The organism is Mesorhizobium sp. WSM4846 (genome assembly GCF_055811415.1).
The window spans coordinates 116,753-141,610 of record NZ_JBVVPZ010000013.1 but is presented as its reverse complement, the minus strand read 5'-3'; the positions used below and the strand labels follow the sequence as shown (position 1 = coordinate 141,610).

17 protein-coding genes and 1 pseudogene are annotated in these 24,858 nt (G+C 64.8%); 8 read left to right on the top strand and 10 right to left on the bottom strand.

Translation table 11 applies throughout. The features are described 5' to 3' along the window. The first annotated feature begins 361 nt into the window (after positions 1-361). From deoC to AC0L15_RS14100, 4 genes are all read left to right on the top strand, one after another. Positions 362-1,423, top strand: a complete 1,062-nt coding sequence (deoC, locus tag AC0L15_RS14115) for a deoxyribose-phosphate aldolase (RefSeq protein WP_473496502.1) — start codon at positions 362-364, stop codon at positions 1,421-1,423. Between the two features lie 16 nt (positions 1,424-1,439). After that, complete coding sequence (locus tag AC0L15_RS14110) at positions 1,440-3,812, top strand: aldehyde dehydrogenase family protein (protein ID WP_473496501.1); 2,373 nt, start codon at positions 1,440-1,442, stop codon at positions 3,810-3,812. Positions 3,813-3,996: 184 nt separating this feature from the next. Further along, positions 3,997-4,728, top strand: a complete 732-nt coding sequence (locus AC0L15_RS14105) for an SDR family oxidoreductase (RefSeq protein WP_473496500.1) — start codon at positions 3,997-3,999, stop codon at positions 4,726-4,728. Between the two features lie 160 nt (positions 4,729-4,888). Further along, positions 4,889-5,734 (top strand): fumarylacetoacetate hydrolase family protein, encoded by an 846-nt coding sequence (locus AC0L15_RS14100; RefSeq protein ID WP_473496499.1) that lies wholly within the window; start codon positions 4,889-4,891, stop codon positions 5,732-5,734. A 167-nt stretch (positions 5,735-5,901) separates the two neighbouring features. Here the strand turns inward: AC0L15_RS14100 and AC0L15_RS14095 are convergent, their stop codons facing one another. The 6 genes from AC0L15_RS14095 to AC0L15_RS14070 form a co-directional block, all read right to left on the bottom strand. Continuing rightward, positions 5,902-6,900: an ABC transporter ATP-binding protein gene (locus tag AC0L15_RS14095; RefSeq protein WP_292183460.1), complete on the bottom strand. Its 999-nt coding sequence runs from the start codon at positions 6,898-6,900 to the stop codon at positions 5,902-5,904. Between the two features lie 64 nt (positions 6,901-6,964). Next, complete coding sequence (locus tag AC0L15_RS14090) at positions 6,965-8,026, bottom strand: Gfo/Idh/MocA family protein (RefSeq protein ID WP_473496498.1); 1,062 nt, start codon at positions 8,024-8,026, stop codon at positions 6,965-6,967. Continuing rightward, positions 8,023-8,862, bottom strand: coding sequence for a carbohydrate ABC transporter permease (locus tag AC0L15_RS14085; RefSeq protein WP_023801468.1), 840 nt, complete (start codon positions 8,860-8,862; stop codon positions 8,023-8,025). The genes AC0L15_RS14090 and AC0L15_RS14085 overlap by 4 nt, the downstream gene beginning before the upstream one ends. A 9-nt stretch (positions 8,863-8,871) precedes the next feature. Next, complete coding sequence (locus AC0L15_RS14080) at positions 8,872-9,795, bottom strand: carbohydrate ABC transporter permease (protein ID WP_473496497.1); 924 nt, start codon at positions 9,793-9,795, stop codon at positions 8,872-8,874. 236 nt (positions 9,796-10,031) lie between these two features. Continuing rightward, a complete protein-coding gene (locus tag AC0L15_RS14075; protein WP_473496496.1) occupies positions 10,032-11,291 on the bottom strand; it encodes an ABC transporter substrate-binding protein in 1,260 nt (419 codons plus the stop codon). A 2-nt stretch (positions 11,292-11,293) separates the two neighbouring features. After that, the gene (locus AC0L15_RS14070; RefSeq protein WP_473496495.1) at positions 11,294-12,250 is read right to left on the bottom strand and encodes an N-acetylmuramic acid 6-phosphate etherase; all 957 of its coding nucleotides are present in this window, start codon (positions 12,248-12,250) and stop codon (positions 11,294-11,296) included. 200 nt (positions 12,251-12,450) lie between these two features. Between AC0L15_RS14070 and AC0L15_RS14065 the strand changes: the two genes are divergently transcribed. From AC0L15_RS14065 to nagA, 4 genes are read left to right on the top strand one after another with little or no spacing between them, the layout of a single operon-like run. Continuing rightward, entirely contained in the window at positions 12,451-13,332 is an 882-nt protein-coding gene (locus tag AC0L15_RS14065; protein WP_473496494.1) for a glucosamine kinase nucleotide-binding domain-containing protein, read from the top strand. After that, on the top strand, positions 13,329-14,111 hold the full coding sequence (locus AC0L15_RS14060) for a GntR family transcriptional regulator (RefSeq protein WP_287246909.1): 783 nt from the start codon (positions 13,329-13,331) through the stop codon (positions 14,109-14,111). The genes AC0L15_RS14065 and AC0L15_RS14060 overlap by 4 nt, the downstream gene beginning before the upstream one ends. Positions 14,112-14,143: 32 nt before the next feature. Next, a complete protein-coding gene (locus AC0L15_RS14055) occupies positions 14,144-15,154 on the top strand; it encodes an SIS domain-containing protein (RefSeq protein ID WP_287246974.1) in 1,011 nt (336 codons plus the stop codon). Then, a complete protein-coding gene (gene nagA / locus AC0L15_RS14050) occupies positions 15,151-16,329 on the top strand; it encodes an N-acetylglucosamine-6-phosphate deacetylase (RefSeq protein WP_287246910.1) in 1,179 nt (392 codons plus the stop codon). Before AC0L15_RS14055 ends, nagA begins: the two co-directional genes overlap by 4 nt. A 41-nt stretch (positions 16,330-16,370) precedes the next feature. Here the strand turns inward: nagA and AC0L15_RS14045 are convergent, their stop codons facing one another. The 4 genes and pseudogenes from AC0L15_RS14045 to AC0L15_RS14030 form a co-directional block, all read right to left on the bottom strand. Next, complete coding sequence (locus tag AC0L15_RS14045) at positions 16,371-17,741, bottom strand: malonyl-CoA decarboxylase (protein WP_287246911.1); 1,371 nt, start codon at positions 17,739-17,741, stop codon at positions 16,371-16,373. Positions 17,742-17,972: 231 nt separating this feature from the next. Continuing rightward, positions 17,973-18,650, bottom strand: a complete 678-nt coding sequence (gene rpe / locus AC0L15_RS14040) for a ribulose-phosphate 3-epimerase (RefSeq protein WP_287246912.1) — start codon at positions 18,648-18,650, stop codon at positions 17,973-17,975. A gap of 127 nt (positions 18,651-18,777) precedes the next feature. Then, entirely contained in the window at positions 18,778-20,736 is a 1,959-nt protein-coding gene (locus AC0L15_RS14035; RefSeq protein ID WP_287246913.1) for an EB domain-containing protein, read from the bottom strand. Between the two features lie 326 nt (positions 20,737-21,062). After that, positions 21,063-24,572 (bottom strand): annotated as a pseudogene (locus AC0L15_RS14030) (hypothetical protein); the annotation flags it as partial. Positions 24,573-24,858 lie beyond the last annotated feature (286 nt).

The window sequence follows — 24,858 nt, the reverse complement described above, 5'->3', positions numbered from 1 at the left end:
CCGGCAGGACAGAGGGGGGCGCCAAGGATCGCTACAGATCAGCATTTATCCTGAGCCGCTGCATTCTCCGGCTGGCGTAGCGGCATGGATCCTAGGGTCTGCGCCGCGTCGCTTCGCTCCTTGCTTCGCTCCTTGCTTCGCCCTAGGATGACGAAGGCATGGGGGCTTACGGCTAATCGCAAATGTTGCAGGCCTTTCTGATGCCCCGGGGGTGTGAAGGATCGCTGCTGCTTTCATTCTACGCCGCCGCGCTTCGGCTGATGTCACAGCAGGCTTTTTCCGTTATGACCGCCTGAAGGACTCGTGAAGCGCTGCTTCACGGGCTATCTTCGGCACAAGTCGTCGAACGAAAGGGCAGGAGATGAGCAGCACCAGCCGCGAAGCCGATCTTAGTGCCGACAGATTGGGACCCAAGATCACGCCGCTGCCGGCGCGCACCGCCGCCAATGCGCCGGCGCCGCAAGCGCACGGCATTGCCCGCAACCCCGGCATGAAGCTCGATCTCGGCTTCATGGAATCGATGCGCAGCGTCAACCGCTCGGCGCTGGAACGGCGTGTTGCCAGCCTGACCAAGCGGCGCTCGATCAAGGCCGACAACCAGGCAGCCTGGCTGCTGCGCGCCGTCGCCTGCATGGACCTGACCACGCTGAACTCGAACGACACCGACGAGCGCGTGCGCCGGCTCTGCGCCAAGGCGGTCAATCCGTTCCGCCGCGACATCGTCGAAGGCCTCGGCATTGCAGGTGAAAAGATCCGCCCGGCGGCGGTCTGCGTCTACCATCCCTTCGTCGCCACCGCCGTCGACGCGCTGCGCGGCAGCGGCATCCATGTCGCCGCCGTTTCCACCGCCTTCCCGCACGGCCTCACCCCGCTGTCGACGCGGCTGCAGGAGATCGAAGCGTCGGTGAGCGACGGCGCCGACGAGATCGACGTCGTCATTCCGCGCGGCCTGGTCTTTGCCGCGAAATGGCAGGAACTCTACAACGAGATCGTTGCGATGCGCGCCGCCTGCGGCGAGGCGCATCTCAAGGTCATCCTCGGCACCGGCGACCTCGCCACGCTGCGCAACGTCATGCTCGCGTCGATGGTGGCGACGATGGCGGGCGCCGATTTCATCAAGACGTCGACCGGCAAGGAAAGCGTCAACGCGACGCTGCCGGTCGGCCTCGCCATGGTGCGCGCCATCCGCGCCTATTTCGAGGAGACCGGCTACCTCATCGGCTTCAAGCCGGCCGGCGGCATTTCAACGGCAAAAGCCTCGCTCGACTGGCTGGTGCTGATGAAGGAGGAGCTTGGCCGGCGGTGGCTGGAGCCGGACCTGTTCCGCTTCGGTGCATCGAGCCTTTTGACCGACATCGAGCGCCAGCTCGAACATCACCTGACCGGTCACTATTCGGCCAATCATCGCCACGCGATGGCGTGACTATCGGGAGCGCCTGATGAATATTCTCGAACGCTATCATGCCATGGACTACGGCCCGGCGCCGGAGGCGCGCAATGCGGCCGATGCCTGGCTTGCCGCGCGTGATTTTTCCAAAGCGCTGTTCATCGGCGGCGACTGGAAAGCAGCCGGCGGCGGCAAGACCTTCGATACCAGCGACCCGTCTTCGGGAAAATTGCTGGCCAAGGTGTCGGATGCCGGTGCTGCCGATATCGATGCGGCGGTTTCGGCCGCGACAAAGGCGCTGCCGAAATGGGCCGCATCCGCCGGCTATCAACGCGCCAAAGTTCTCTACGCCATCGGCCGCGCCATGCAACGCCACCAGCGACTGTTTGCGGTGCTGGAATCGATCGACAACGGCAAGCCGATCCGCGAAAGCCGCGACATCGACGTGCCGCTGGCCATCCGCCATTTCATCCACCATGCCGGCTGGGCGCAGGCGCTGGACAGGGATTTTCCGGATCAGAAGGGCGTCGGCGTCGTCGGCCAGATCATCCCGTGGAACTTTCCGCTGTTGATGCTGGCGTGGAAGATCGCGCCGGCGCTCGCCGCCGGCTGCACGATAGTGCTGAAACCGGCCGAGTTCACGCCGCTCACCGCCATCCTGTTCGCCGAGATTTGTGAGCGCGCCGGCGTGCCGAAGGGCGTCGTCAACATCGTCCAGGGCGGGCCGGAGGCGGGCGCGGCAATCGTCAACCATCCCGGCATCCAGAAGATCGCCTTCACCGGCTCGTCCGAGGTCGGCAAGATCATCCGCAAAGCCACTGCCGGGTCGGGGAAAAAAATATCGCTGGAACTTGGCGGCAAATCGGCCTTCGTCGTCTTCGAGGACGCAGACCTCGACAGCGCCGTCGAGGGACTGGTCGACGGCATCTGGTTCAACCAGGGCCAGGTCTGCTGCGCCGGCTCGCGCCTGCTGGTGCAGGAAGGCATCACCGAGGCCTTCATAGCCAAGGTCAAGACGCGGATGAGCCGGCTGCGCGTCGGCAGCCCGCTGGACAAGAACACCGATATCGGCCCGCTGGTCGACCTGACCCAGCTCGATCGCGTCAAGGGGCTGGTCGCCGAAGGCGCCAGACAGGGCGCCGTCTGCTGGCAGCCGGACGTGGCGCTGCCGTCCTCCGGCCATTACCATTTGCCGACGCTGGCGACAGGCGTTTCGCCGGCCAACATCCTGGCGCAGGAAGAGGTGTTCGGCCCGGTGCTGGCGACGATGACTTTCCGCAACACCGAGGAAGCGATCGAGCTCGCCAACAACACGCGCTACGGGCTGGCCGCCTCGGTGTGGAGCGAGAACGTCAACCTCGCGCTGCACGTCGCGCCGCAATTGAAGGCCGGCGTCGTCTGGGTCAACGGCACCAATATGTTCGACGCCGCCTGCGGCTTTGGCGGTTATCGCGAGAGCGGCTTTGGCCGCGAAGGCGGGCGCGAGGGCATGCTCGAATATCTCTCGGCAAAGCTGCCGCTCGGCCCGGCCATCAAGCCGGCACCGGCTACGACAAAACCTGTCGAGCGGGCGGAAGGCGACGCCATCGACCGCACGGCAAAGCTGTTCATCGGCGGCAAGCAGGTGCGGCCGGACGGCAATTATTCGCTTGCCGTCGCCACCGCCAAGGGCAAGCTTGCCGGCGAGGTCGGGCTCGGCAGCCGCAAGGATATTCGCGATGCCGTCGCGGCTGCACGTGCCTGCAAGGCCTGGCCGGAGGCGACCGCCTACAACCGCAGCCAGGTGCTGTATTATCTGGCCGAGAACCTGTCCGGCCGCGCCGCTGAATTTGCCGCGCGTCTCACAGAGCTCACCGGCGCCACCGCCAAGGCGGCTCGCGACGAGGTCGACCAATCGATCGAGCGGCTGTTCCTCTATGCCGGCCTGGCCGACAAGTTCGAGGGCCGCGTCCACCAGCCGCCGGCCCGCGCCGTCACTTTGGCGCTGCATGAGCCGGTCGGCGTCGTCGGCATCGTGGCGTCCGACAATGCGCCGCTGCTTGGCCTGATCTCGCTGGTGGCGCCGGCGCTGGCCATGGGCAACACCGTGGTCGCGGTGCCGTCGGAAAAATATCCGCTGCTTGCTACCGATCTCTACCAGGTCATCGAATATTCCGACGTTCCGGCCGGCGCCATCAACATCGTCACCGGCCGCGGCGCCGAGCTCGCCGGCGTCTTGGCCAGGCATGACGATGTCGACGGGCTCTGGGTTTTCGCCGATGCCGAGACCTGCGCCAGGGCCGAAGCCGACTCCGTCGGCAATCTCAAGCGCGTCTGGACCGGCAACGGCCGCAGCCTCGACTGGGCGTCGAGCGAGGCCGCCGGCGATGCCTTGCTGCGCCATGCCGTCGAGGTCAAGAACGTCTGGGTGCCCTACGGCGATTGAGCCATCTTCGCCCTGCGCGCCGTCGGACGAGAAGCGTCCGGGCTTGACGGGCCAAAAGATGTTCTTTACCGAGAAAAAACATTTGACAGCAGGCGAACATCGGAACAGGCGGCAGGGTAGCTAGCACATTGCGCCTTGCCCGCGTGCCGGTAAAAGCCGGGCGGCCACAGAGGGAGAAAAAGGCATGGCGGATCTGGCAGGCAAGATCGTTGTCGTCACGGCGGCAGCGCAAGGCATTGGCCGGGCGAGCGCGCTGGCTTTCGCCAGGGCGGGCGCTGTTGTCCACGCCACCGACATCAACGAGGTGATGCTCGCCGAACTCGGCAAGACCCCTGGCATCAAGACCCGCAAGCTCGACGTGCTGAACGACGGGGCGGTCGAAAACGCCTTTGCCGAGATCGGCGTCGTCGATGTGCTGTTCAACTGCGCCGGCTTCGTCCACTCCGGCTCGATCCTCGAGATGAAGGACGCCGACCTCGACTTTGCCTACGACCTCAACGTCCGCTCGATGATCCGCACCATCCGCGCCGTGCTGCCCGGCATGCTGGAGCGCGGCGACGGCTCGATCATCAACATGGCGTCGCTGGCCGGCTCGACCAAGGGCGTGCCCAACCGCTTCGTCTATGGGCTGACCAAGGCGGCGGTCATCGGCCTGACCAAATCGGTCGCCGCCGACTATGTCGGCAAGGGCATACGCTGCAACGCCATTTGCCCGGGCACGGTCGAAAGCCCGTCGCTGGAGGACCGCATGCATGCGCAGGGCGACTACGAGGCGGCCCGCGCCGCCTTCATCGCCCGCCAGCCGATGGGCCGCCTCGGCACACCAGAGGAAATCGCCGATCTCGCTGTCTATCTGGCCGGCGCCAGCTATACGTCGGGGCAGGCTTATAATATCGACGGTGGCTGGTCGATCTAAGAGGCCATTTGAAAACTCTCGGGCGACTAGCGCGGTTTTCTGCGCTTGCCTAGGCTCACGTACTTTAAGGACGCTCCGCTCCGGTTCTCGAAAACCACGCCATTCGCCGCAGCGGAGCGAGTTTGCAAACGACCTCTGGGTCGCAATTAGGAGAAAAAGAATGAAACTGCTGCGCTATGGCGAGGCGGGGAGCGAACGCCCCGGCCTGCTCGATGCGGATGGAACGATCCGCGACCTCTCCGCCCATGTCACCGACATTGCCGGCAAGGCGCTCGACCCGGCAGCGCTCGAAACGCTGTCGAAGCTCGATCCGCAATCGCTGCCGGCGGTTTCCGGCAATCCGCGCATCGGCGCCTGCGTCGCCGGCACCGGCAAATTCATCTGCATCGGCCTCAACTATTCCGACCATGCCGCCGAGACCGGCGCCACCGTGCCGCCGGAGCCGATCATCTTCATGAAGGCAAGCTCGGCCATCGTCGGGCCTGACGACGACGTGCTGATCCCGCGCGGCTCGGTCAAGACCGACTGGGAAGTCGAGCTTGGCGTGGTCATCGGCAGGACCGCGAAATACGTCACCGAGGCCGAGGCGCTAAATTATGTCGCTGGCTACTGCGTCGCGCACGACGTGTCCGAGCGCGCCTTCCAGGCCGAGCGGCAGGGCCAGTGGACCAAGGGCAAATCCTGCGACACGTTCGGGCCGATCGGCCCGTGGCTGGTGACCAAGGACGAGGTGAAGGACCCGCAGAACATCCCGATGTGGCTGAAGGTCAACGGCAAGACGATGCAGAACGGCTCGACCAAGACCATGGTCTATGGCGTCGCCTACCTCGTCTCCTATCTCAGCCAGTTCATGTCGCTGCATCCCGGCGACATCATCTCGACCGGCACGCCGCCCGGCGTTGGGCTGGGCATGAAGCCGCCGGTGTTCCTGAAGCCCGGCGACGTCGTCGAGCTCGGCATCGAAGGGCTGGGCATGCAGAAGCAGACGTTCAAGGCGGACGAGTAGCGGCGCTCTGCCTTCTCCCCTTGGGGGAGAAGGTGGCCTCGCGAAGCGAGGTCGGATGAGGGGTGCTCCAGCTTGGTACTGACAGCACTCCGTCCAACACCCCTCTTCCGTCTCGGCGCTGCGCGCCAATCCACCTTCTCCCACAGGGGGAGAAGGAAAAAGGGGCGCTACTTCAGCACCTTGCCATCCGCTCCGAACCGGTAGGTCCTTGCCGGATCCGGCGTCGCATAAAGCGTGGCGCCCGGTTCGGCGTTGTAGACGCCAAAAATGCGCACGGTGATCAGGCCGGCCTTCTCGCAGTCGAGATAGAGGTTGGTGTCGGCGCCGAGATGCTCGGCATGGACGACCGTGCCTTTCCAGGCGCCGGATTTCGCATCGACGGTCAGGTGCTCTGGCCGGACGCCGATGGTCTTGGCCGTCTCGCCAAGCCTGGCGCCGTCGACGAAATTCATCTTCGGCGAGCCGATGAAGCCGGCGACAAACTCATTCGCCGGCGAATTGTAAAGCTCCATCGGGCCGCCGATCTGCTCGATCTTGCCCGCGTTGAGGACGACGATCTTGTCGGCCAGCGTCATCGCCTCGACCTGGTCGTGGGTGACGTAGATCATCGTCGCCTTCAGCCGGCGATGCAGTTGCGCGATCTCCAGCCTGGTGTTGACGCGCAGTGCGGCATCGAGGTTGGACAAAGGCTCGTCGAACAGGAAAAGCTTGGGCTCGCGCACCACGGCGCGGCCGATGGCGACGCGCTGGCGCTGGCCGCCGGACAGCTCGGCCGGGCGCCTAGCGAGATAGGGCTCCAGCGACAGCATCGAGGAGGCGATGCCGATGCGGCGGTCGATCTCGGCCGCCGGCGTGCCCGCCTGCTTGAGGCCGAGGCCCATATTGTTCTTCACCGTCAGATGCGGGTAGAGCGCATAGGTCTGGAACACCATGGCGATGCCGCGCTTGGCCGGCGGGGTGGCGGAGACGTCCGCACCGTCGATGACCACACGCCCCGAGGTCGAATCCTCCAGCCCGGCGATGACCCTGAGAAGCGTCGATTTTCCGCAGCCGGAGGGGCCGACGAAGACGACGAATTCGCCATCGGTCACTTCGAGGTTGATGCCTTTCAGCACCTCGACCGGCCCAAACGCCTTCTTCACATTCTCGATATTCAGCGAGCCCACGGCGTTCCTCCGGATTGGAATGTGGGGGCGCTGTAGAGCGCTATCCCTGACGAAAATTCCCCTGTCACAATCGCACCGCCTTCCCGCTGCGCACGCTCTCGTCGGCGGCAAGGCAGACGGCGAGCGACTTCACCGCGTCGTCCATGTGGCGGGTCAGATCAATATCCTCGCGGATCGCCTTGAGCAGAAAAGCCTGTTCGCGATCGCAGAGATCCTGATGGCCGGGTTCGCCTTCCATCGACAGCATCTCATCCGCTTTGGCGAACTTGCCGTCCGCGCCGGTCGCCGCACTGTGCAGGCGGATGGTCGAGGTCTTGGTGTGGGTGTCGATGTCGTCGGATCTGACGCCCTCCTTCATGACGATCGACACGCAGCCGTTGGGCGAGATCACATCCTTCACGAAGAAGGCGGTTTCCGAGATCATCGGCCCCCAGCCGGCTTCGTACCAGCCGACCGAACCATCGTCGAACAGCACCTGCAGATGGCCGTAATTGTACATCGTGGGCGCAATCTCGTCGGTCAGCCGCAGCCCCATGCCGCGCACCTCGACCGGCCTGGCGTCGGTGATCTGCAGCATCACGTCGAGATAGTGCACGCCGCAATCGACGATCGGCGACGTCGTCTGCATCAATTGCTTGTGCGTCTGCCAGCTATGGCCGGAGGATTGCTGGTTGAGGTTCATGCGGAACACGTAAGGGCCGCCGAGTTTCCGCGCCTCGGCGATCAGCCTGATCCAGGACGGGTGATGGCGAAGGATGTAGCCGATCACCAGTTTTCTGCCGTTGGCCTTGGCTGCCGCGACGACGCGTTTCGCATCCGCCACCGTCGTCGCCAGCGGCTTTTCGACAAAGACATGGCAGCCGGCCTCGAACGCCTTGACCGCATAGTCGGCATGGCTGTCGGAATAGGTGGCGATGCAGGCGATATCTGGTTTTTCGTCGCGCAGCGCCTCGTCGAAGGAGCGCCTGATGCCATAGCCGGAAAGCCCGCCCGGCAACGGCACATCCGAACGGTTGACCAGTGCGGCGATCTGGAAGCCGGGGTTGGTATGATAGGCCAGCGCATGGCTGCGGCCCATATTGCCGAGCCCGGCGACGACGACACGAAGAGGTTTTTCTGAGCTCACTTGACGGCTCCCGAAGTAATGCCGCGGATCAGCTGCCGCGAGAAGATGACGTAGAGGATCAGCACCGGCATGATCGCCAGCGACAGCGCGGCCAGGATCGCGTTCCAGTTGGTGACGAACTGGCCGAGGAACAGCTGGGCGCCGAGCGTCACCGTCTTGGTTTCTTCGGACGGCGCCAGGATCAGCGGAAACCACAGATCGTTCCAGATCGGGATCATGGTGAAGACGGCGACCGTCGCCATCGATGGCCTGACCAGCGGCAGCACCAGCCGGAAGAAGATGGTGTATTCGGACAGGCCGTCGATGCGTCCGGCATTCTTCAGATCGTCGGAGACCTGCTTCATGAACTCCGACAGGATGAAGACAGCGAGCGGCAGGCCTTGCGCCGTATAAACCAGGATCAGCGCCGTCAGCGTGTTGACCAGCCCGCTCGCCACCATCAGCTGCAGGATGGCGACGGTGCCGAGGCGGATCGGGATCATGATGCCGAGGGCGAGGTAAAGCCCCATCAGCGAATTGCCGCGAAAACGGTATTCCGACAGCGCGAAGGCGGCCATCGCGCCGAACAGCAGCACGAAGAACAGCGAGGCGACGGTGACGACAAGGCTGTTCTGGAAATAATGGATGAAATCGCCCTGGCCGATGACGGTGGTGTAGCCGATCAGGTCGAAGGTTTTCGGGGTCGGCGGCGTCAGCGGCGCGCCGAAGATGCCCGCGCGGGATTTAAACGAGTTCATGATGACGATGATCACCGGAAACAGCGCGATCACCGTGTAGGTCAACAGCACCGCATGGGCGCCGATGGTGCGGGGCAGGGAGTGGGTTGCCGTGCTCATATCGCCCCCTCAGAACTGATAGCGACGCAGGCGCGTCTGGACGAGGAACAGGTAGACGCAGACGCCGCCAAGGATGATCAGGAACATCATCGTGGCGATCGCCGCGCCCATGTTGGGATCGCCGACCTGCAGCTGGAAACCGAAGAAGGCGCGGTAGAGGAAGGTGCCGAGAATATCGGTCGAATAATTCGGTCCGGCCAGCGCGCCCTGCGCGGTGTAGATCAGGTCGAAGGCGTTGAAATTGCCGACGAAGGTGAGGATCGAGATGATGCCGATCGACGGCAGGATCAGCGGCAGCTTGATCTTCCAGAACTGCGCCATGCCGGTGATGCCGTCGCATTCGGCGGCTTCGATCACCTCCTCGGGGATCGACAGCAGCGCGGCATAGATCAGCATCATCGGGATGCCGACGAACTGCCACACCGAGATCAGGCTGAGCGTGGTCAGCGCATATTGTTCCTTGCCGAGCCACGGCGTGAACAGGCTTTTGAGGCCGACAAGATCCATCAGGTTCGGCGCCACGCCCCACAGCGGTGACAGGATCAGCTTCCAGGCGAAGCCGACGATGACGAAGGACAGGATCGTCGGCACGAAGATCGCGGTGCGGTAGAAGGCGGAGAATCTCAGCCGCGGGCTGGACAGCAGTGCGGCCAAAAGCACGCCGATCGGATTCTGCACGATCATGTGGATGATGAAGAACCAGACATTGTTGCGCAGCGCGTTCCAGAAATTGACCGACCAGTTGGGATCGCCGAACAGCCTGCGGAAGTTTTCGAACCCGACAAAGACCTGGGCCTGGTCGATGCTGCGGAACAGCGAGAGCTGCAGCGTGCCGGCCAGCGGCAGGATCATGATCGCCGTATAGACCAGCACCGCCGGCGCCAGGAAGACGACGATATGCCAGCGGAACGGTCGTTTCGGTGCTGCGGCCATGCGTTCGGTCCCCGCCGATCAGGTTCTTGCGATTGCCGCCAAAGGGCGCGGCGCCTCCCTCCCCCTCGAGGGGAGGGTGCCTCGCGAAGCGAGGCGGGTGGGGTCGGCCAAGGCAGTGCGTCATCGTGTTTTCGACCGCGCCTTCCGGCAACGATCAGGTCGCGGCCTGCCTTTACCGACCCCGTCTGTCGCCTCCGGCGACATCTCCCCCTCGAGGGGGGAGATAGCGCGCGCCCTTACTTCGCCGGCTTATACCAGCTGTCGAGGCCGTCCTGCAGTTTCTTGGCGGCAGCTTCCGGCGTGACGGTGCCGTTGATGACGTTGGCCGATTCAACCCACGTCTCGTTCTCGAGGTTCGGCGTGCCGCGCGACAGGATCTGGTAGGTCGAGCGGATCGTCGACTTGCACTTGTCGCGCCAGGAGACGAATTCCTGGGCCAGCGGGTCTTCCATCTTCACCGGGGTGTTGTTCAGGCTGAAGAAGCCCGGCAGCGCGTTGGCGTAGATGGTGGCGAAATCCGGCGAGGCGACCCAGGTCAGGAAGGTCTTGGCCGCATCCGCATTCTTCGACGCCGCATTGAGGCCCATGCCGATGTCGGTGTGGTCGGAGATGTAGCAGGTGTCGCCGGCCTTCTGCACCGGCGGCGGGAACGCGCCCATCTTGAACTGCGCCTGGGTGTTGAACAGGCCGATCTCCCACGAGCCGGCCGGGTAGATGGCGGCGCGGCCGAGGGTGAACAGGTTCTGGCTGTCCGGATAGGTCTGCGCCTCGAAGCCGTCGCCGAGATAGGGCTTCCATTTGGCCACTTCCTTGAAAGGCTCGACCCACTGCGGATCGGTCAGCTTCTGCTCGCCCTTGATCAGCGCCAGACGGCCTTCCTCGCCCTTCCAGTAGTTCGGGCCGATGTTCTGGTAGCCCATGGTCGCGGCTTCCCAGAGGTCCTTGGTGCCCATCGCCATCGGGATGTAGGTGCCGTCGGCCTTGATCTTGTCGAGAGCGGCATAAAACTCCTCATTGGTCGTCGGCACCTTGATGCCGAGCTGGTCGAAAGCGTCCTTGTTGTAGATGAAGCCGTGGATGACGGAAGCCATCGGCACGCAGAAGCTCGCCTTGCCGTCGTCGGTCTGCCAGGCGGCCTTGGCGACGTCGGAAAAATTCTCCATGCCGGGCAGCGTCGAGATATCGGCGAGATTGCCCTTCTTGAACAGTTCCAGCGACTTGTCGAACGGGCGGCAGGTGATCAGGTCGCCGGCCGAGCCGGCGGCGAGCTTGGCGCCGAGCGCGGCGTCATATTCGGTCGGCGCCGACGGCGCGAACACCACCTTGATGCCCGGGTTCTTGGCCTCAAAAGCCGGGATCAGCTTGTCCTTCCAGATGGCAAGGTCGTCGCCGCGCCAGCTTTCGATGTTGAGCGTTACGTCCTGGGCATAGGCCATTCCGGCCGAGCCGAGAATGCTGGTGCCGAGAAGCAGTGCCGTCAGTAGTTTGGTTGTCATGCTCAGTCTCCCTGTTGACCTTTTTCAGGTTCGGTTTTGAGAACAGAGGCTTTCCGCCCCATGCTCCCCTCGATCGCGGAAAGCGCCGGGCGCAGCTTCTGGCCGGTGCCTTCCAGTATCTTCTGCGCCGCATCGGCGCTGGCGGCGCCGGCGGCGAGCAGAATGGCGGTCTTGACGGCGCCGCCGCTGATCTCGAGCAGGCGCGCCGCATCGTCCCTGTCGCGTCCGCTGATGGCGGCGACGATGCGGGCGGCGCGGTCGCGCAGCTTGATGTTGTCGGCCATGAGGTTGACCATGTAGCCGTCATGGACATGGCCAAGATGGATGGCGGCCAGCGTCGACAGCATGTTGAGCGCGATCTTCTGGGCGGTGCCGGCACCCATGCGCGTCGAGCCGGCGATCAGCTCCGGCGGCGTTTCGAGCAGGATGGCAATGTCGGCCAGCCGAAGCAGCGGCGCATCCTTGTTGTTGGCGATGGCGATGGTCGCCGCGCCGCGGCGCCTGGCGTCCTCGATCGCCCTGACCGCATAGGGTGTCGAGCCGCTGGCCGAGACCGCGATCAGGCAGTCGCCCTCGCCGATGCCGGCAGCGGCAACCGCTGCCGAGGCTTCTTCGGTGTCGTCCTCCGGCCCGCCGGCCAATGCCTTGAAGGCATCGTCGCCACCGGCGATCAGGATGGCGATACGGTCGCGCTGAATGCCGAAGGTGCCGGGCAGCTCCAGCGCATCGGCGAGCGCCATCAGGCCCGAGCTGCCGGCTGCCGCGTAAGCGAGCTTGCCGCCGCTGTTCAGCCGGCTGGCGATGATCTCGGCGGCTTTGGCGATGGCCGGAACGGCACCGCGCACCGCCTTGGCGGCCTCGATCTGCGCGTTGGCCAAAGAGGAAAGGATGGCGTCCGGAGCCTGGATGTCCAGCCCCTCGGCATTCTGGTGAAGCGCTTCGGTGCGCGTTTCGGCCATCCGCTTTCCCTCCAATCCAGAAAACAATACCAAAAAAATACCACTTGTCCACACGCATTAGCGATTTCCCTGCCTCGGAACTGGCCTTTCGTCAAAATGCGTAGGTTTTTCAATAAAATACGCCTTAATCTTTTTGAAACGAAAATTAATCCTTGGCTATTGGTATTTTATTGGTATTATCCGCCAGGAGGAGAAATCATGTGAAATTCGTGCTTGGCATCGATGGCGGCGGCACCAGCTGCAGGGCGGCTCTTGCAACAGCGGACGGCACTGTCGTCGGCCGCGCCAAGAGCGGTGCGGCCAACATCCGCACCGATCTCACCGGCGCCAGGGCCAACATCGTCGAGGCAGCGCGGCAGGCCTTTGTCGCCGCTGGGCAGGATCCCGAACTGATCCCGCAGACCCCGGCCATCCTCGGCCTCGCCGGCGCCAATGTCGGCACCTACAGGCAGCAGCTCGAAGCGATCCTGCCGTTCAGCCAAAACCGTGTCGAGACCGACGCCGAGATCGCCCTGGAAGGCGCGGTCGGCTCCGGTGACGGCGCGATGGCCATCCTCGGCACCGGCACCGCCTATATGGCGCGCAAAAACGGCAAGTCGCGCGCCATCGGCGGCTGGGGATTCCAGGTCGGCGACCAGGGCAGCGGCGCCCGCATCGGCCGCGACCTGCTCGAACAGACGCTGCTCGCCTATGACGGCATCCGCCAGGGGTCGCCGCTAACGCAGGCCATGCTCGCCATCTTCCGCGACAATCCCGAGGATTTGGTCGAGTTCACCACCAACGCAAAACCCGGCGATTTCGGTGGCTTCGCGCCCAAGGTCTTCGAGCATGCCGAAAAGGGCGACGCCGTCGCCAACTGGATCCTTGACAAGGCAATCGCCCACGTAGAGGCAGCACTTGGCGTGCTCGATCTCGGCGACGACGATCCGCTCTGCCTGCTTGGCGGGCTGGCGCCGCTCTATTCACCACGCCTGTCGGCGCGCTACCGGGCGCTGCTGAAGCCGCCGCTCGACGACGCGCTGGGCGGCGCCGTGCAGATGGCGACGCGCGTTTTCTCGACTGCGACGGAGGCGGCGCGATGAGCGAGGCCGCCGACCAAATCTTCGCCACGCTGAAACAGTCGGCGCAGAGCGGCGCGCCGCTCTATCTGCAGCTCAGGAAAAGCATCGAGAATGCGGTCAATCGCGGCCTGATCGGGCCGGGCGACGCGCTGCCGTCCGAGCGCGACATCGCCAGCAAGGCCGACATTTCGCGGGTCACCGTGCGCAAGGCGGTGCAGGATCTGGTCAAGGGCGGCATCCTTGTCCAGCGTCACGGCTCCGGCACCTTCGTCGCGCCGCGGATGGAGCGCGTCGAGCAGTCGCTGTCGCGGCTGACGTCCTTCACCGAGGATATGGCCCGGCGCGGCATGGCGGTGCGTTCGGCCTGGCTCGACCGCGGCCTCTATGCGCCCTCGCCGGACGAGATGATGGTGCTCGGCCTGTCGTCGAACGAACTGGTGGCGCGGGTGGCGCGGCTGCGCATCGCCAACGAAACGCCGCTGGCGATCGAGCGCGCGGCACTGTCTGCCAGCGTGCTGCCCGACCCGGCGGCGATCGGGTCGTCGCTCTACGCGGCGCTGGAAACGACCGGCCATCGGCCGGTGCGGGCGGTGCAGCGCATCTCCGCCGCCAATCTCGGCGACGACGACGCGCGCCTGCTCGAAGTGCCGCCAGGCATTGCCGGCCTGCACATCGAGCGTATTTCCTATCTGGCGAGCGGCAAGGTGATCGAATTCACCCGCTCGATCTACAGGGGCGACGCCTATGATTTCGTCGCCGAGCTCCGGCTGAGCGGGCCGGGCGAAGAGGGCCGGCCATGAGCACAGTAAACACCCAAATGGGGATTACCCATATGCGGCGCGAGATCGAGGAGATCCCGGAGGCCACCGCGCGCCTGCTCGACGGTTCGGCGGCGGTACTGATCGAGGCCGGGCGCGGCATTCGCGAGCGTGACCCAAACTTCGTCGTCACCGTGGCGCGCGGCTCCTCCGACCATGCCGCCACGTTCATGAAGTATGCGGTGGAACTGACCGCCGGCCTTGCCGTCGCGTCGGTCGGCCCGTCGATCGCTTCGATCTATGGCGCCAGGCTCAAGCTGGGCGGCTCGGCCTGCCTGGCGATATCGCAGTCGGGCAAGAGCCCGGATATCGTCGCCATGGCGCAAGCCGCGAGAGCCGGCGGTTCGCTGACCGTCGCCATCACCAACACCGCCGATTCGCCGCTGGCGCGGGCCTGCGATTATGCGATCGACATCCTGGCCGGCCCGGAGCGCAGCGTCGCGGCGACGAAGACCTTCGTCAATTCAGCCGTCGCCGGCCTCGCCTTGATGGCGCATAGCACCGGCGACGACAAGTTGCTGGCGGCGCTCGCCGGTTTGCCAGAACATTTCCGCAAGGCGATCGCCTGCGACTGGATGGCGCTGGCCAGCGCCCTTGAGACGCAGAAATCCCTGTTCATCCTTGGTCGTGGTCCGTCCGCGGCGATCGCCAATGAGGCGGCGCTGAAATTCAAGGAAACCTGCGCCATGCACGCCGAGGCCTATAGCGCTGCCGAAGTCATGCATGGCCCGCTGGCGCTGGTCGGCCCTGATTTTCCGGTGCTGGCGCTCGCCGCCCGCGATGCTTCCGAGCCGTCGGTCGCAGAGGCCGCCGACAGCCTGGCGGGCAAGGGCGCGGCCGTCTTCGTGACTTCGGACAAGGCGACAAGCGCTCAGCACCTGCCGCATGTCGCCACCGGCCATCCATTGACCGACCCGCTGGCGCTGATCGTGTCCATCTATGGCTTCGTCGAGGCCTTTGCCCGCCATCGCGGTCTTGATCCGGACACGCCGCCCAATCTGCGCAAGGTGACGGAAACCATATGAGCTACCGTTTTGCCCTGACTGGCGCCCGGATTTTTGACGGCGACGACTGGCACGACGACGCTGCCCTTGTCGTGCGAGACGGTCTCGTCGAGGCCATCGTCGCCGCCGGAGCCGTTCCGTCCGGCATCGAGCGTATCGAAACCGGCGGCGGCATGCTTGCACCGGGCTTCGTCGACCTGCAGGTCAATGGCGGCGGCGGCGTCATGCTCAACGACCACCCCGATGTCGCCTCGATCGAGACCATCTGCCGGGCACATGCGCCGTTCGGCACGACCGCGCTGCTGCCGACGCTGATCACCGACACGCCCGCCATCACCGCAGCGGCGGTTGCCGCCGGGGTCGAGGCCGCACGGCAAGAGGTGCCGGGCTTTTTGGGCCTGCATCTCGAAGGCCCGCATCTGTCGATCGCCCGCAAGGGCGCGCATGACCCGGCGCTGATCCGGCCGATGCTGGATGCCGACCAAGCGGTGCTGGTTGCGGCGCGGAAAACCCTGCCGGTGCTGCTGACGACTGTAGCGCCGGAATCCGTCGACCCGGAACGTGTTTCGGCGCTGGTCGAGGCCGGCCTCGTCGTCAGCCTCGGCCATTCCGACACCTTCTATGCCAAGGCGCGCGCGTTCGCCGATGCCGGCGCAACAGTCGTAACCCATCTGTTCAACGCCATGAGCCAGATCGGCAACCGCGAGCCGGGGTTGGCGGGTGCTGCCATCGATACAGGCACATTGTTTGCCGGGATCATCGCCGACGGCATCCATGTCGATCCCGCCACCATGGCCATCGCGCTGCGCGCCAAGCAGGGCCCGGCAAAAATTTTCCTGGTCACCGACGCCATGGCGACAATCGGCACCGACATGACGTCGTTCACGCTGAACGGCCGCACCGTCTACCGCAGGGACGGCAGCCTGCGGCTTGCCGACGGGACGCTGGCCGGCGCCGATCTCGACATGATCGCCGCCGTCCGCTTCGTCCACCGCGTCGTCCGATTGGACCTGTCGGAGGCGCTGCGCATGGCTTCGCTCTATCCGGCGCAGGCGATCGGCCAATCACACCGGCTCGGGCGCTTCGCCAACGGCACCGCCGCCGATATCGTTGCGCTGTCGGACGAATTGGACGTCAAGGGCGTCTGGATAGAAGGCAAGATGGTTTTCGAGGTCGGTGTCGCAAAGGGTGCCTAAGGCATCAGCCGTTCGGCCCGCAGCCTGAAGCGGGTGGTTGCTCAAATGTCCCTCTTGTCCCCAATCACCTGGGCTGGCGTCGGAAGCCGCGGTGCGGCCGGTTTCGGCAGCAGGCGGCGCACGGCCGGCGCGGCCGCCACGTCGTTCCTGGCGGCGAACAGCTCGTGGTTCTTCTCGATGTCGCCGAGCTTGTAGCGATAATTGACCATCAGGCCATGCGCCTGACGCAAGGCGCGGGGCGACAGATCGCCGAAAAGGTCGATGCGCTCCAGCCGCGCGCCATTGCCGAGATGGAACCGGGCGACCGGGTCGATCACCTTGCCGGAGGCGGTGCGGGATTCGAGGAAATACTGTGCCGCAAGAGGAAGCAGCGCCGGGCCGACGCGGTCGCGAGCGGCAGCGTCCGCATGCCAACCCTCGTCGGCGACGAGGTCCAGCACTTCGGCGGCGGAGGGGATGGTTTCGGCCTGCTCGGCCAGCCAGCGGGCAAAGCCCGGCACCGGCGACAACGTGACGAAATCGGTCAGGCCGGGAAGGTCGCGGCGCAGATCCTCGACCACCTGCTTGATCAGAAAATTGCCGAAGGAGATGCCGCGCAAGCCCTCCTGGCAGTTGGAGATGGAATAGAACACCGCCGTCGTAGCCTGCCGTGGCGGCACCGGCGGCCGCTCGTCGGCGAGCAGCTCGGCGATCGTCGTCGGCATCGCCCGGGTCAGTGCGACCTCGACGAAGATCAGCGGTTCGTCGCCGAGCTGCGGATGAAAGAACGCATAGCAGAGCCGGTCGTCAGGTTCGATCCGGCGGCGCAGATCGTCCCAGGTGTGGATGGCGTGCACCGCCTCGTAGCGGATGATTTTTTCCAGGATGTTGGCCGGCGTCGACCAGTCGATCCGCCGCAGCACCAGGAAGCCGCGGTTGAACCAAGACGACAGCAGGTGCGTGAAGTCGGCATCGACGATGGCGAGATCGGGCGATGTAGGCAGCCGGGCAAGCAGATCCTGGCGCATGCGCACCAGCGTCTCGATGCCGCCGGGCGCCAGGTTCAAACGGCGCAAGAGCTCCTGCCTGGCCGGCTCGGCGGCGTCGTGCAGGGTAAGTGCCGAGCGATCGTCCGGCGTGGCGCGATAGGCATCCACCGCGGCGGCAAGCCTGGCGTGATCGGTGCCGAAACGATCGCGCAGCACATGCAGGAAAGCCAACCTGCCGTCGGCACCGAGGGTGCGCCAGCGATCGAGTATTTCTCTTGCATAGGCGACGCCCGATGCCTCGCCCTGGCTGGAAAGCAGACGGACGCACAGACGTGCCAGGCTGTCGGCCGAAACCGGCTCGTCACCGCGCACGAGGTTCAGCATCATCCGGCCGCGGTCGGCGATGGTGTTCAGAAGGTCAGCGAAGAAAGGACTGCGGTTCATCGATCCGACCGTCGAAGAGGAGCCTGCGGGAGGGTCCGGAGAGACATGAGGGTGAGACAGAGAATATGGATGGTAGTTTTGGATATGCCAATAAGATCGCCAAAAATGGACAAGGCCATTTTGGCTGGGGATCGCATGTCACGAGCACAAGCGCACCGGCGTCGGCCAACGAATTCCTGACCGGCTGGGAGAACAGCGCGTGCCGGTGACGGCGCGCCGGCAGCGGCAGCGTCAGCCGGCCACCTGGTCGGCCGCTGTCCTGATCGCCTCGATGTTCGCCCGATAGGCTTCGACGCTGCCGCCCTTGAAGATAGCCGCACCGGCGACCAGCACGCTGGCGCCGGCGGCGGTGACCAAAGGTGCTGTTTGCGGCGAGATGCCGCCGTCGATCTCGATTCGGATCGGCCGATTGCCGATCAGCGCCTTCACCCGCTTCACCTTGTCGACGACCTCCGGGATGAAGGCCTGGCCGCCAAAACCCGGATTGACGGTCATGATCAGGATCAGATCGAGCCGGTCGAGCACGTATTCGATCGCCGTTTCCGGCGTCGCCGGGTTGAGCGACACGCCGGCCTGCTTGCCGAGGTCCCTGATCGTCTGCAGCGAACGGTCGAGATGCGGCCCGGCCTCGGCATGCACCGTCATGCCGTCGCAGCCGGCTTCGGCAAACGCCTGCAGATAGGGATCGGCCGGCGCGATCATCAGATGGCAGTCGAAGAAGGTTTTGGTGCGGTTGCGGATCGCCTTGATCACCGGCGGGCCGAAGGTGATGTTGGGCACGAAATGCCCGTCCATGACGTCGAGATGGATCCAGTCGGCGCCGGCCGCCACCACCGCCTCGACCTCGTCGCCCAGCTTCGAAAAATCCGACGCCAGCACAGATGGCGCGATCAGGGTCTTGTGAGCCATGTTCGCTTCCCGTTCTTGAGTCCGCCTTCGCCGTAATCGTCTCAGCGCTGCTTGTCGACAGGAATCCGGTGCCTGCGCAAAGGAGAGAGGCAGCGTCGGCCTCTCTCCCTGTTCAAGCGTCGCGATTTCAGTTCACCGGATGCAGCGGCCTGGCCGGTCGTGGCAGTAAGACCTTGCCGCTGCCTTGCCTCACTTTTTGCAGATTGGGCTTTTTCACAGGTTGCTTGGGCACGCAGTGTCCACGCACCAGTTTTTCGGTTGCCCGGCAGGCGGTGATGATCAGCGGGTTCTTGACGCATGCCTTGCCGACCAGATGATAGCCGCGCTTGCAGTCGATAACGATCGAGGGCTTGCGCACGCATCTCCCGTCGATGCGCTGTTCGTTGCGCTTGCACCTGTCGGCGATCACTGCATTGCGCACGCATTTCAGGCCGACCTGATGGTACCCGGGCAGGCAGTGGATGCTGACCCCGATGCACTTGCCGTTGACACGCTTTTCGGTGCTGCGGCAGGCAGCCATGAGCGGCTTGTCGACGCATTTGCCGCGGATCGGCCTCTGGCTCGGCAGGCATGTGCGGCCGGCATCGATGACGACCGGCGGAAGCTGCGGTTTGCCGGGATTGGGTGGCGTATCGACCGCCAGACCATCGGCATTCGGATCAAAATTGCGCTTGATGCAGGTAAAATCCTCCGTGCTGTTGTCGACGGTGGCGATCGAACCGTTCTGCTTGATCTCCTGCAGGGTGCACTGGATCGAGCGGGTTCTGACAATGCTGAACTCGTGTGCGGCGCTCGCCTTGAACACACCGCCATCTTTGAAGGCGGCCGTCGTGTCGGTGAAGAATGCGCCGTTCGAGCAGCTGATGCGGTAGTGAAACGCACCCGGCGCCTCGCGCTCGACGTCGAACGACACCTGGCCCTTGCGCGGGCAGAGTTTTTTGAAGCCAGCGCTGTCCGAGACAGTGACCTCGCCCTGCCAGTCCGAATGCGCCGGCGGGTTGTCGGGGTTGTCCTGAGGTGCGTCGGTGAAGCCGCCCCCACCCGCGCCGGTGCAATGGACGGTGATGTCCTTCCAGCCGTCGAATGGCTCGAACGGTCCGTTGCCGATGATCTCGGTCTTGTACTGGAAATAGGCGGTGGCGCCGACATCCTCCCACTTCTCATAGGTGGCGAAATAGCCATTCTTGGTCGCGTCGTATGACGCCCACGCCTGCTGCACCTCGGAGGTGATCGGCCCGTCGTTCTTCTGGCGCCAGATGCGCATCGACACCGGCCCGGCCTGGTTGGCCTGCGCCCGGCTCGTGACCTTCAACGACGGGCAGACCGTACCGGGCGTCGAGCCGGTCTGGTTCGACTGGTAGGTGGTCAGGAACAGCTTGATGTTGCCCACGTCGAATTCGCCGAAATCATTGGCGACGTCCTGAGCCGGCGGCTTGATGACGGGGTCGCAGACAATTTGGACGTCGAACGATCCATGCTCGGCATAGTGCGAGCCGTGCAGCGGATGGGGCCAGCTGCCGCCCTGGGCCTCGCTGACCGCATTGTCCATGTCGAGCGCCGTGTCGGTCAGTGCCGAGAAGCTCGCATGGAAGCTGTGCGTGAACGAGTAAGACTTTGTCGGCCCATCGGGCTGGAGGTGCTGGTTGCACCTGGCAATGATCTGGTCGCCGTAAGGCACGACGGCGATGCCGGTGTCCGACGACAGCGGTATTATGGAGGGATCGAAGGAGAAATTTTCCTGATGGTCGTAGTCGCGGCCGACAGGTGACGCGCTCCAGATCGGCGGAAACGCGCCGCACTGGCCCGGTCCACAAACGCCGAGCGCCACGCCGACTTCCTGCACATAACCTGGCCACCGTGTGTTGAGCTTCATGTGGCCCCAGAACTGGACGTTGCCACTTTTCAGCGTGTCCCACTTTCGCTTGTCGCTCGAGCCGACATGGATCGTCGTGTTGGCGCTTTCGGTGTTGAATGACATTGACTTGATCTTCGCCTGCTTGGCGAAGGCCGGTGTGGTGGCGAGCGCGGCTGCGATCAGGGCGACGGTCGCCGCCGTGTTGCGAAAAACATGCTTGGCTGAAGACATTTTCTCTCTCCCTGAAATGTTGCTTCACGGAGTTTGTCGCCGACTGCAGCGATTAGGTTCACGCGGCGGCTGAAACGCGTCCGACCAACACCAAAACCCCGCCGGATTGCTCAGGCGAGGTCTTGGTGTTGCGGTCTAAGGTGACGGACTGTTGCGCGCCGGGTCCCCTACTGGAGAGCCCGCGGCCTGCGTCTCGGCTGCTGCAGGATGTTCGGGTTCAGCAGCAGGTTCGGATTGATCTGCAGCGTCGGCGCCCTGCGGATCGGAGTGCAGTCCGGATACTGTCCGACTGTCCCGACCGGGCAGCGCCGCCTGATGATCGGCTAGCACCGGCCGTTGATCAGCCGTGAGCCAGGCGCGCACTCCAGCTGCGCCCGGCGGCATGCGCCTCTGATCATCTCGGTCCCGCGCGGGCAGACACAGGCGCCACGTTTGTTGTGAACCTGGCCGCGGATGGTGCACTGTTCAACGGTCGGCTTCGTGACGATCGGCATGCAGGCCCTGCCCCTCAGTTCCGTCCGTCTCGGACAGACGCAGTCGCCGCTCTTGGTGCGGATCTGGCCAGGCAACAGCTTGCACAGGCGTGCCGGCGGCTCGTCGGTCGACACGCACCTGCGGTTCTCCATCTCGGTTCCGCGCGGGCAGACGCAACGCCCGTCGGAGGTGCGGATCTGGCCCTTGAGCAGCACACAGCGCTCCTTCGGCTTCGGTATGATGACCGTGCCGCCACCCGACGAGCACTGGCCGTTGCGGAAAATGGTGCCTTGCGGGCAGAAGCACCGGCCGGCGTCGTTCATGACGAGGCCCTGCGAGCACGCCTTCTTCACCTGTTTCTTGATGGTGAAGGGATGGCAGGCATAGGCCTTGCCGCGATCGCCCTGCACATTGGCCGGGTCTGGGGAGAGCATTTTGCCGGCACCTCGCACCGGCGTGTCGGGCGACAGCACGCCGACACAGTTCTGGCCGCTGACGGTGCCCTGCAGATTGGTCAGGCGGCCGTCGTCGGGAATGATCACAGTCACCTGGTGAACGTGGCTTTCCCCGGCGCCGAGCGTCAGGTTGGCGATGCAGGATGCCGGCAAGGTCGCCGGTTCCGGCGCACAGCCGAAGGGCGGGTCGATCGAGGTGATCGCCACGCCTTCCAGCCGGCCGCGGCCTTCGACACCGATCGCATCACCAATGCGAACCGGACCGGAGAAGGCGTTTTTCCCATCATTCGCGATGGTGATCTCGAACGAGCAGGGCTGGCCGATCCGGCACTCGGCATCGCCGGTCTTCTCGACACGGATGGTCGAGGCGCCACCGGCCTTGGCGCAGGCCCTGCCGATCGGATGGACGACGTCGTCTCCTGGCGCCGGACCGTAGGAACCGCGTGCGCAGTTCTCGAACACGCCATTCGCCGCAAGCGCCACGTCGAAGTGGCGGCTGGTTCCAGGCGTCATGACGGCGCCGGGAACCTGGCACGACAACGCATTGGCCGGAACCGGTCCGCACGTCCATTCCGCGCCGTCGGGAGTGACGGTCTGGATCTGGACGCGCGCGCCGCCAGCCACCAGCGTGGCGGCATCGTTGACCCAAACCGGACCGGTGGGGGCACTGGTGCCGGTGCTGATGACGGTGATGCGGCAGGTGACGGCCGCAGCACCGGCCAGCGCTCCGCTGCACAGTTTGGTGAGGCGCATGGCCGGCTTGCCGCTGTCGGAATGACGGATGCGTTGCCTGGCGCATGCCCTGTTGTTGGTGAGGTCGTTCTCGCCGGGGATGGCTTTCACCTCGGCGCAGTTCTCGACCGTGTTTGGCCGGTAGCCGGCCGGCATCACCGCCTTGACGAAGATTGGCGTGGAAGCGCCCGGCGAGAGCACGATGCCGGCATTGTCGCAACGGAACTGGCCGGGGCCGTTCGGTCCGCATGTCCATGGCGGGATCGGGCCGAAGCTCGACGATGCCGGCACGCCACCCGGATAGGTGTCGGTAACCGTCAGCGGCCCGTCGTAGCGGACGTTGCCGTTGTTGATGATATCGATCACGAAGGTGCAGACACCATCTGCCGTGCAGACCGGGGTGCGGGCACGCTTCTTCAGGATCAGATCGACCTTCTTTTCCACCGGCGGCCGGCAGTCGCGGTCCCGGTCGCCACGCCGGCAGATCGGGATCGAGGCGCAGTCGCGGTCGTTGTCGAGGCAAGGAGGCGGGGGCGGGAAGTCGGGTGGATAGAAAGGTGGCAGGTAGCCACCTCCCGGTATCTGCTCATAGTAGCCGGCACGGCCTTCGCAGGGATGCCAGACTTCGACGTCGCCGACATGCCCTTCTAGCTCGGGGGCCTCTACCTCGGGGTCTTCGAAATAGCCGTCAAAGTCGATGAACCACGCGCCGAAAGGCGGTACGTTGGCCGGCTTGACCAGCGCCGTCGGCGTGATCTGCACACCGTGTACGGCGAGCGGCCCGCCGCCGGCAAGCTGTTCGGCAAGTGCGGGGTTGTCGCGCAACTTGTCGGCCGACTTGACCAGCGTCTCGGTGCAGACGCTCGCGTCGAGATTGCCGTCAGCGTCATAGCCATATTGCAGGTCAAGGCCGCCAGCCGACTGCCGATTGTCTCGCGGGAAGCCGACCGCATAGTCCTGCGGCATTTCCACCCAGATTGATTCCGTCGCCGGATCGTCCGGGTTTTCGCGCCAATAGCGGAAGACCTCGCCCGTGCCGGTACCGGCGAACCGGCTGTAGTCGTAGCGGTTTTCCACCGGGCCGCGTTTGGCCAGGTACATGAAGCCGCTGATGTCGAAAGCGATGTCGGTGACGGCGTGGTCGTTGCCGGCCTTGACCGTCAGTTCCCAGCGCGGGTCGCCAGCAAAGCTGCCGTCGCGGGCAACGCCCACCGACCAGAGCTCGGCCTTTTCAGCGACGGAATAATAGAGGCGGCCGCCGTGATAGGCGACCGACCAGACGCGACGATCATCCTGCGTATAACCCCAGCTGTCGGGGTCCTCGCTGTCGAAGGCAGCGCCCTCGATGTCCATCGCCAAGCCATCGTCGGCAAGCGGGGCCAGCCCGTGCGCCGGGCGCCCGGCAACGCCGTGGTCGAACGTGTCGACCAGCGTGCCATTGGCGTCAATGCGATGGATGAGACCGGTGTCGAGGTCGCTGGCGAAGAACTGGCGGCGAATATTGTCGAAGGTGACGTCGCCGATGCCAGGGCCGCTGTTGGTGTCGAGGTCGGCGAATTTGCTGACCTGGCCGGTGATGCCGTCGATCTTCCAGATCGTGCCCGGTCCGCCACCGTTCTCGGTGCCGAACTGGCCGTCCATGAAGGTGGCGCCGGCAGCACCGCGACGCTGCCGCTCGGGACTACCGTCCGCATCTTCGTCTGACGTGACGATGCTGACGCCATGCAGCGAGGTGGCGCCGGCATAGAGGTTCGCAATGCCCGAGGGAGAACCGTCTCGTACGCCGTCGTCATAGGTGATGCCGAACACCTGGCCGATCTGCCCGGCCGTCACTTCGAAGGGCGGCGGCGTAAAGACGAGTTGGCCGGAGGCCCGCCCGCCCAGCCTTGAAACGTCAAAGACGCGCAAGGTTGCGCGCGTCGTGTCGATAAAGGTTTCGTCGACCGGGTCGACGCTGGGCGGCAGGCCCTCCTCAAGATCACGAATGACGGTACCGGAAAATCCGGTCACCGCCATCGAGCCTGGATAGATGATCTGCGTTTCCTGCGCCTGGACGGCACCGCCAAGCCACAGGATGGTGGCGAGCGCCAACGCCGGAAAGCCGCTCGCTGTTTGCATCGCACGGCGCAAACGGCCAGCACGAGAGCGCACGAACGCGCCGTAGTCGCAAGACATGGAATTCCCCCCGCGGGCGACGGGAGAAACATCCGACGTTTCCGCGCAAATCAGGGCAAGGCGCGACGTTCCGGCACGTTTTTCCCTGATCGAATTGTCAGCTTTCCTCGTGATCACGATATGCCGGCTCTTACGCATGGTCAACGCAACAAGCGAAACGCCTGGCATAGCGCCCCCCCCGAAAGCGGTGGTCGCGCCGAGCCTGGATTTCCAGTCATGGCCTTTCCTTTCCAGGGCCGCACCACGCGGCGCATCTGGGTGTCAGTCGCGAACCGACGCGGAAAAG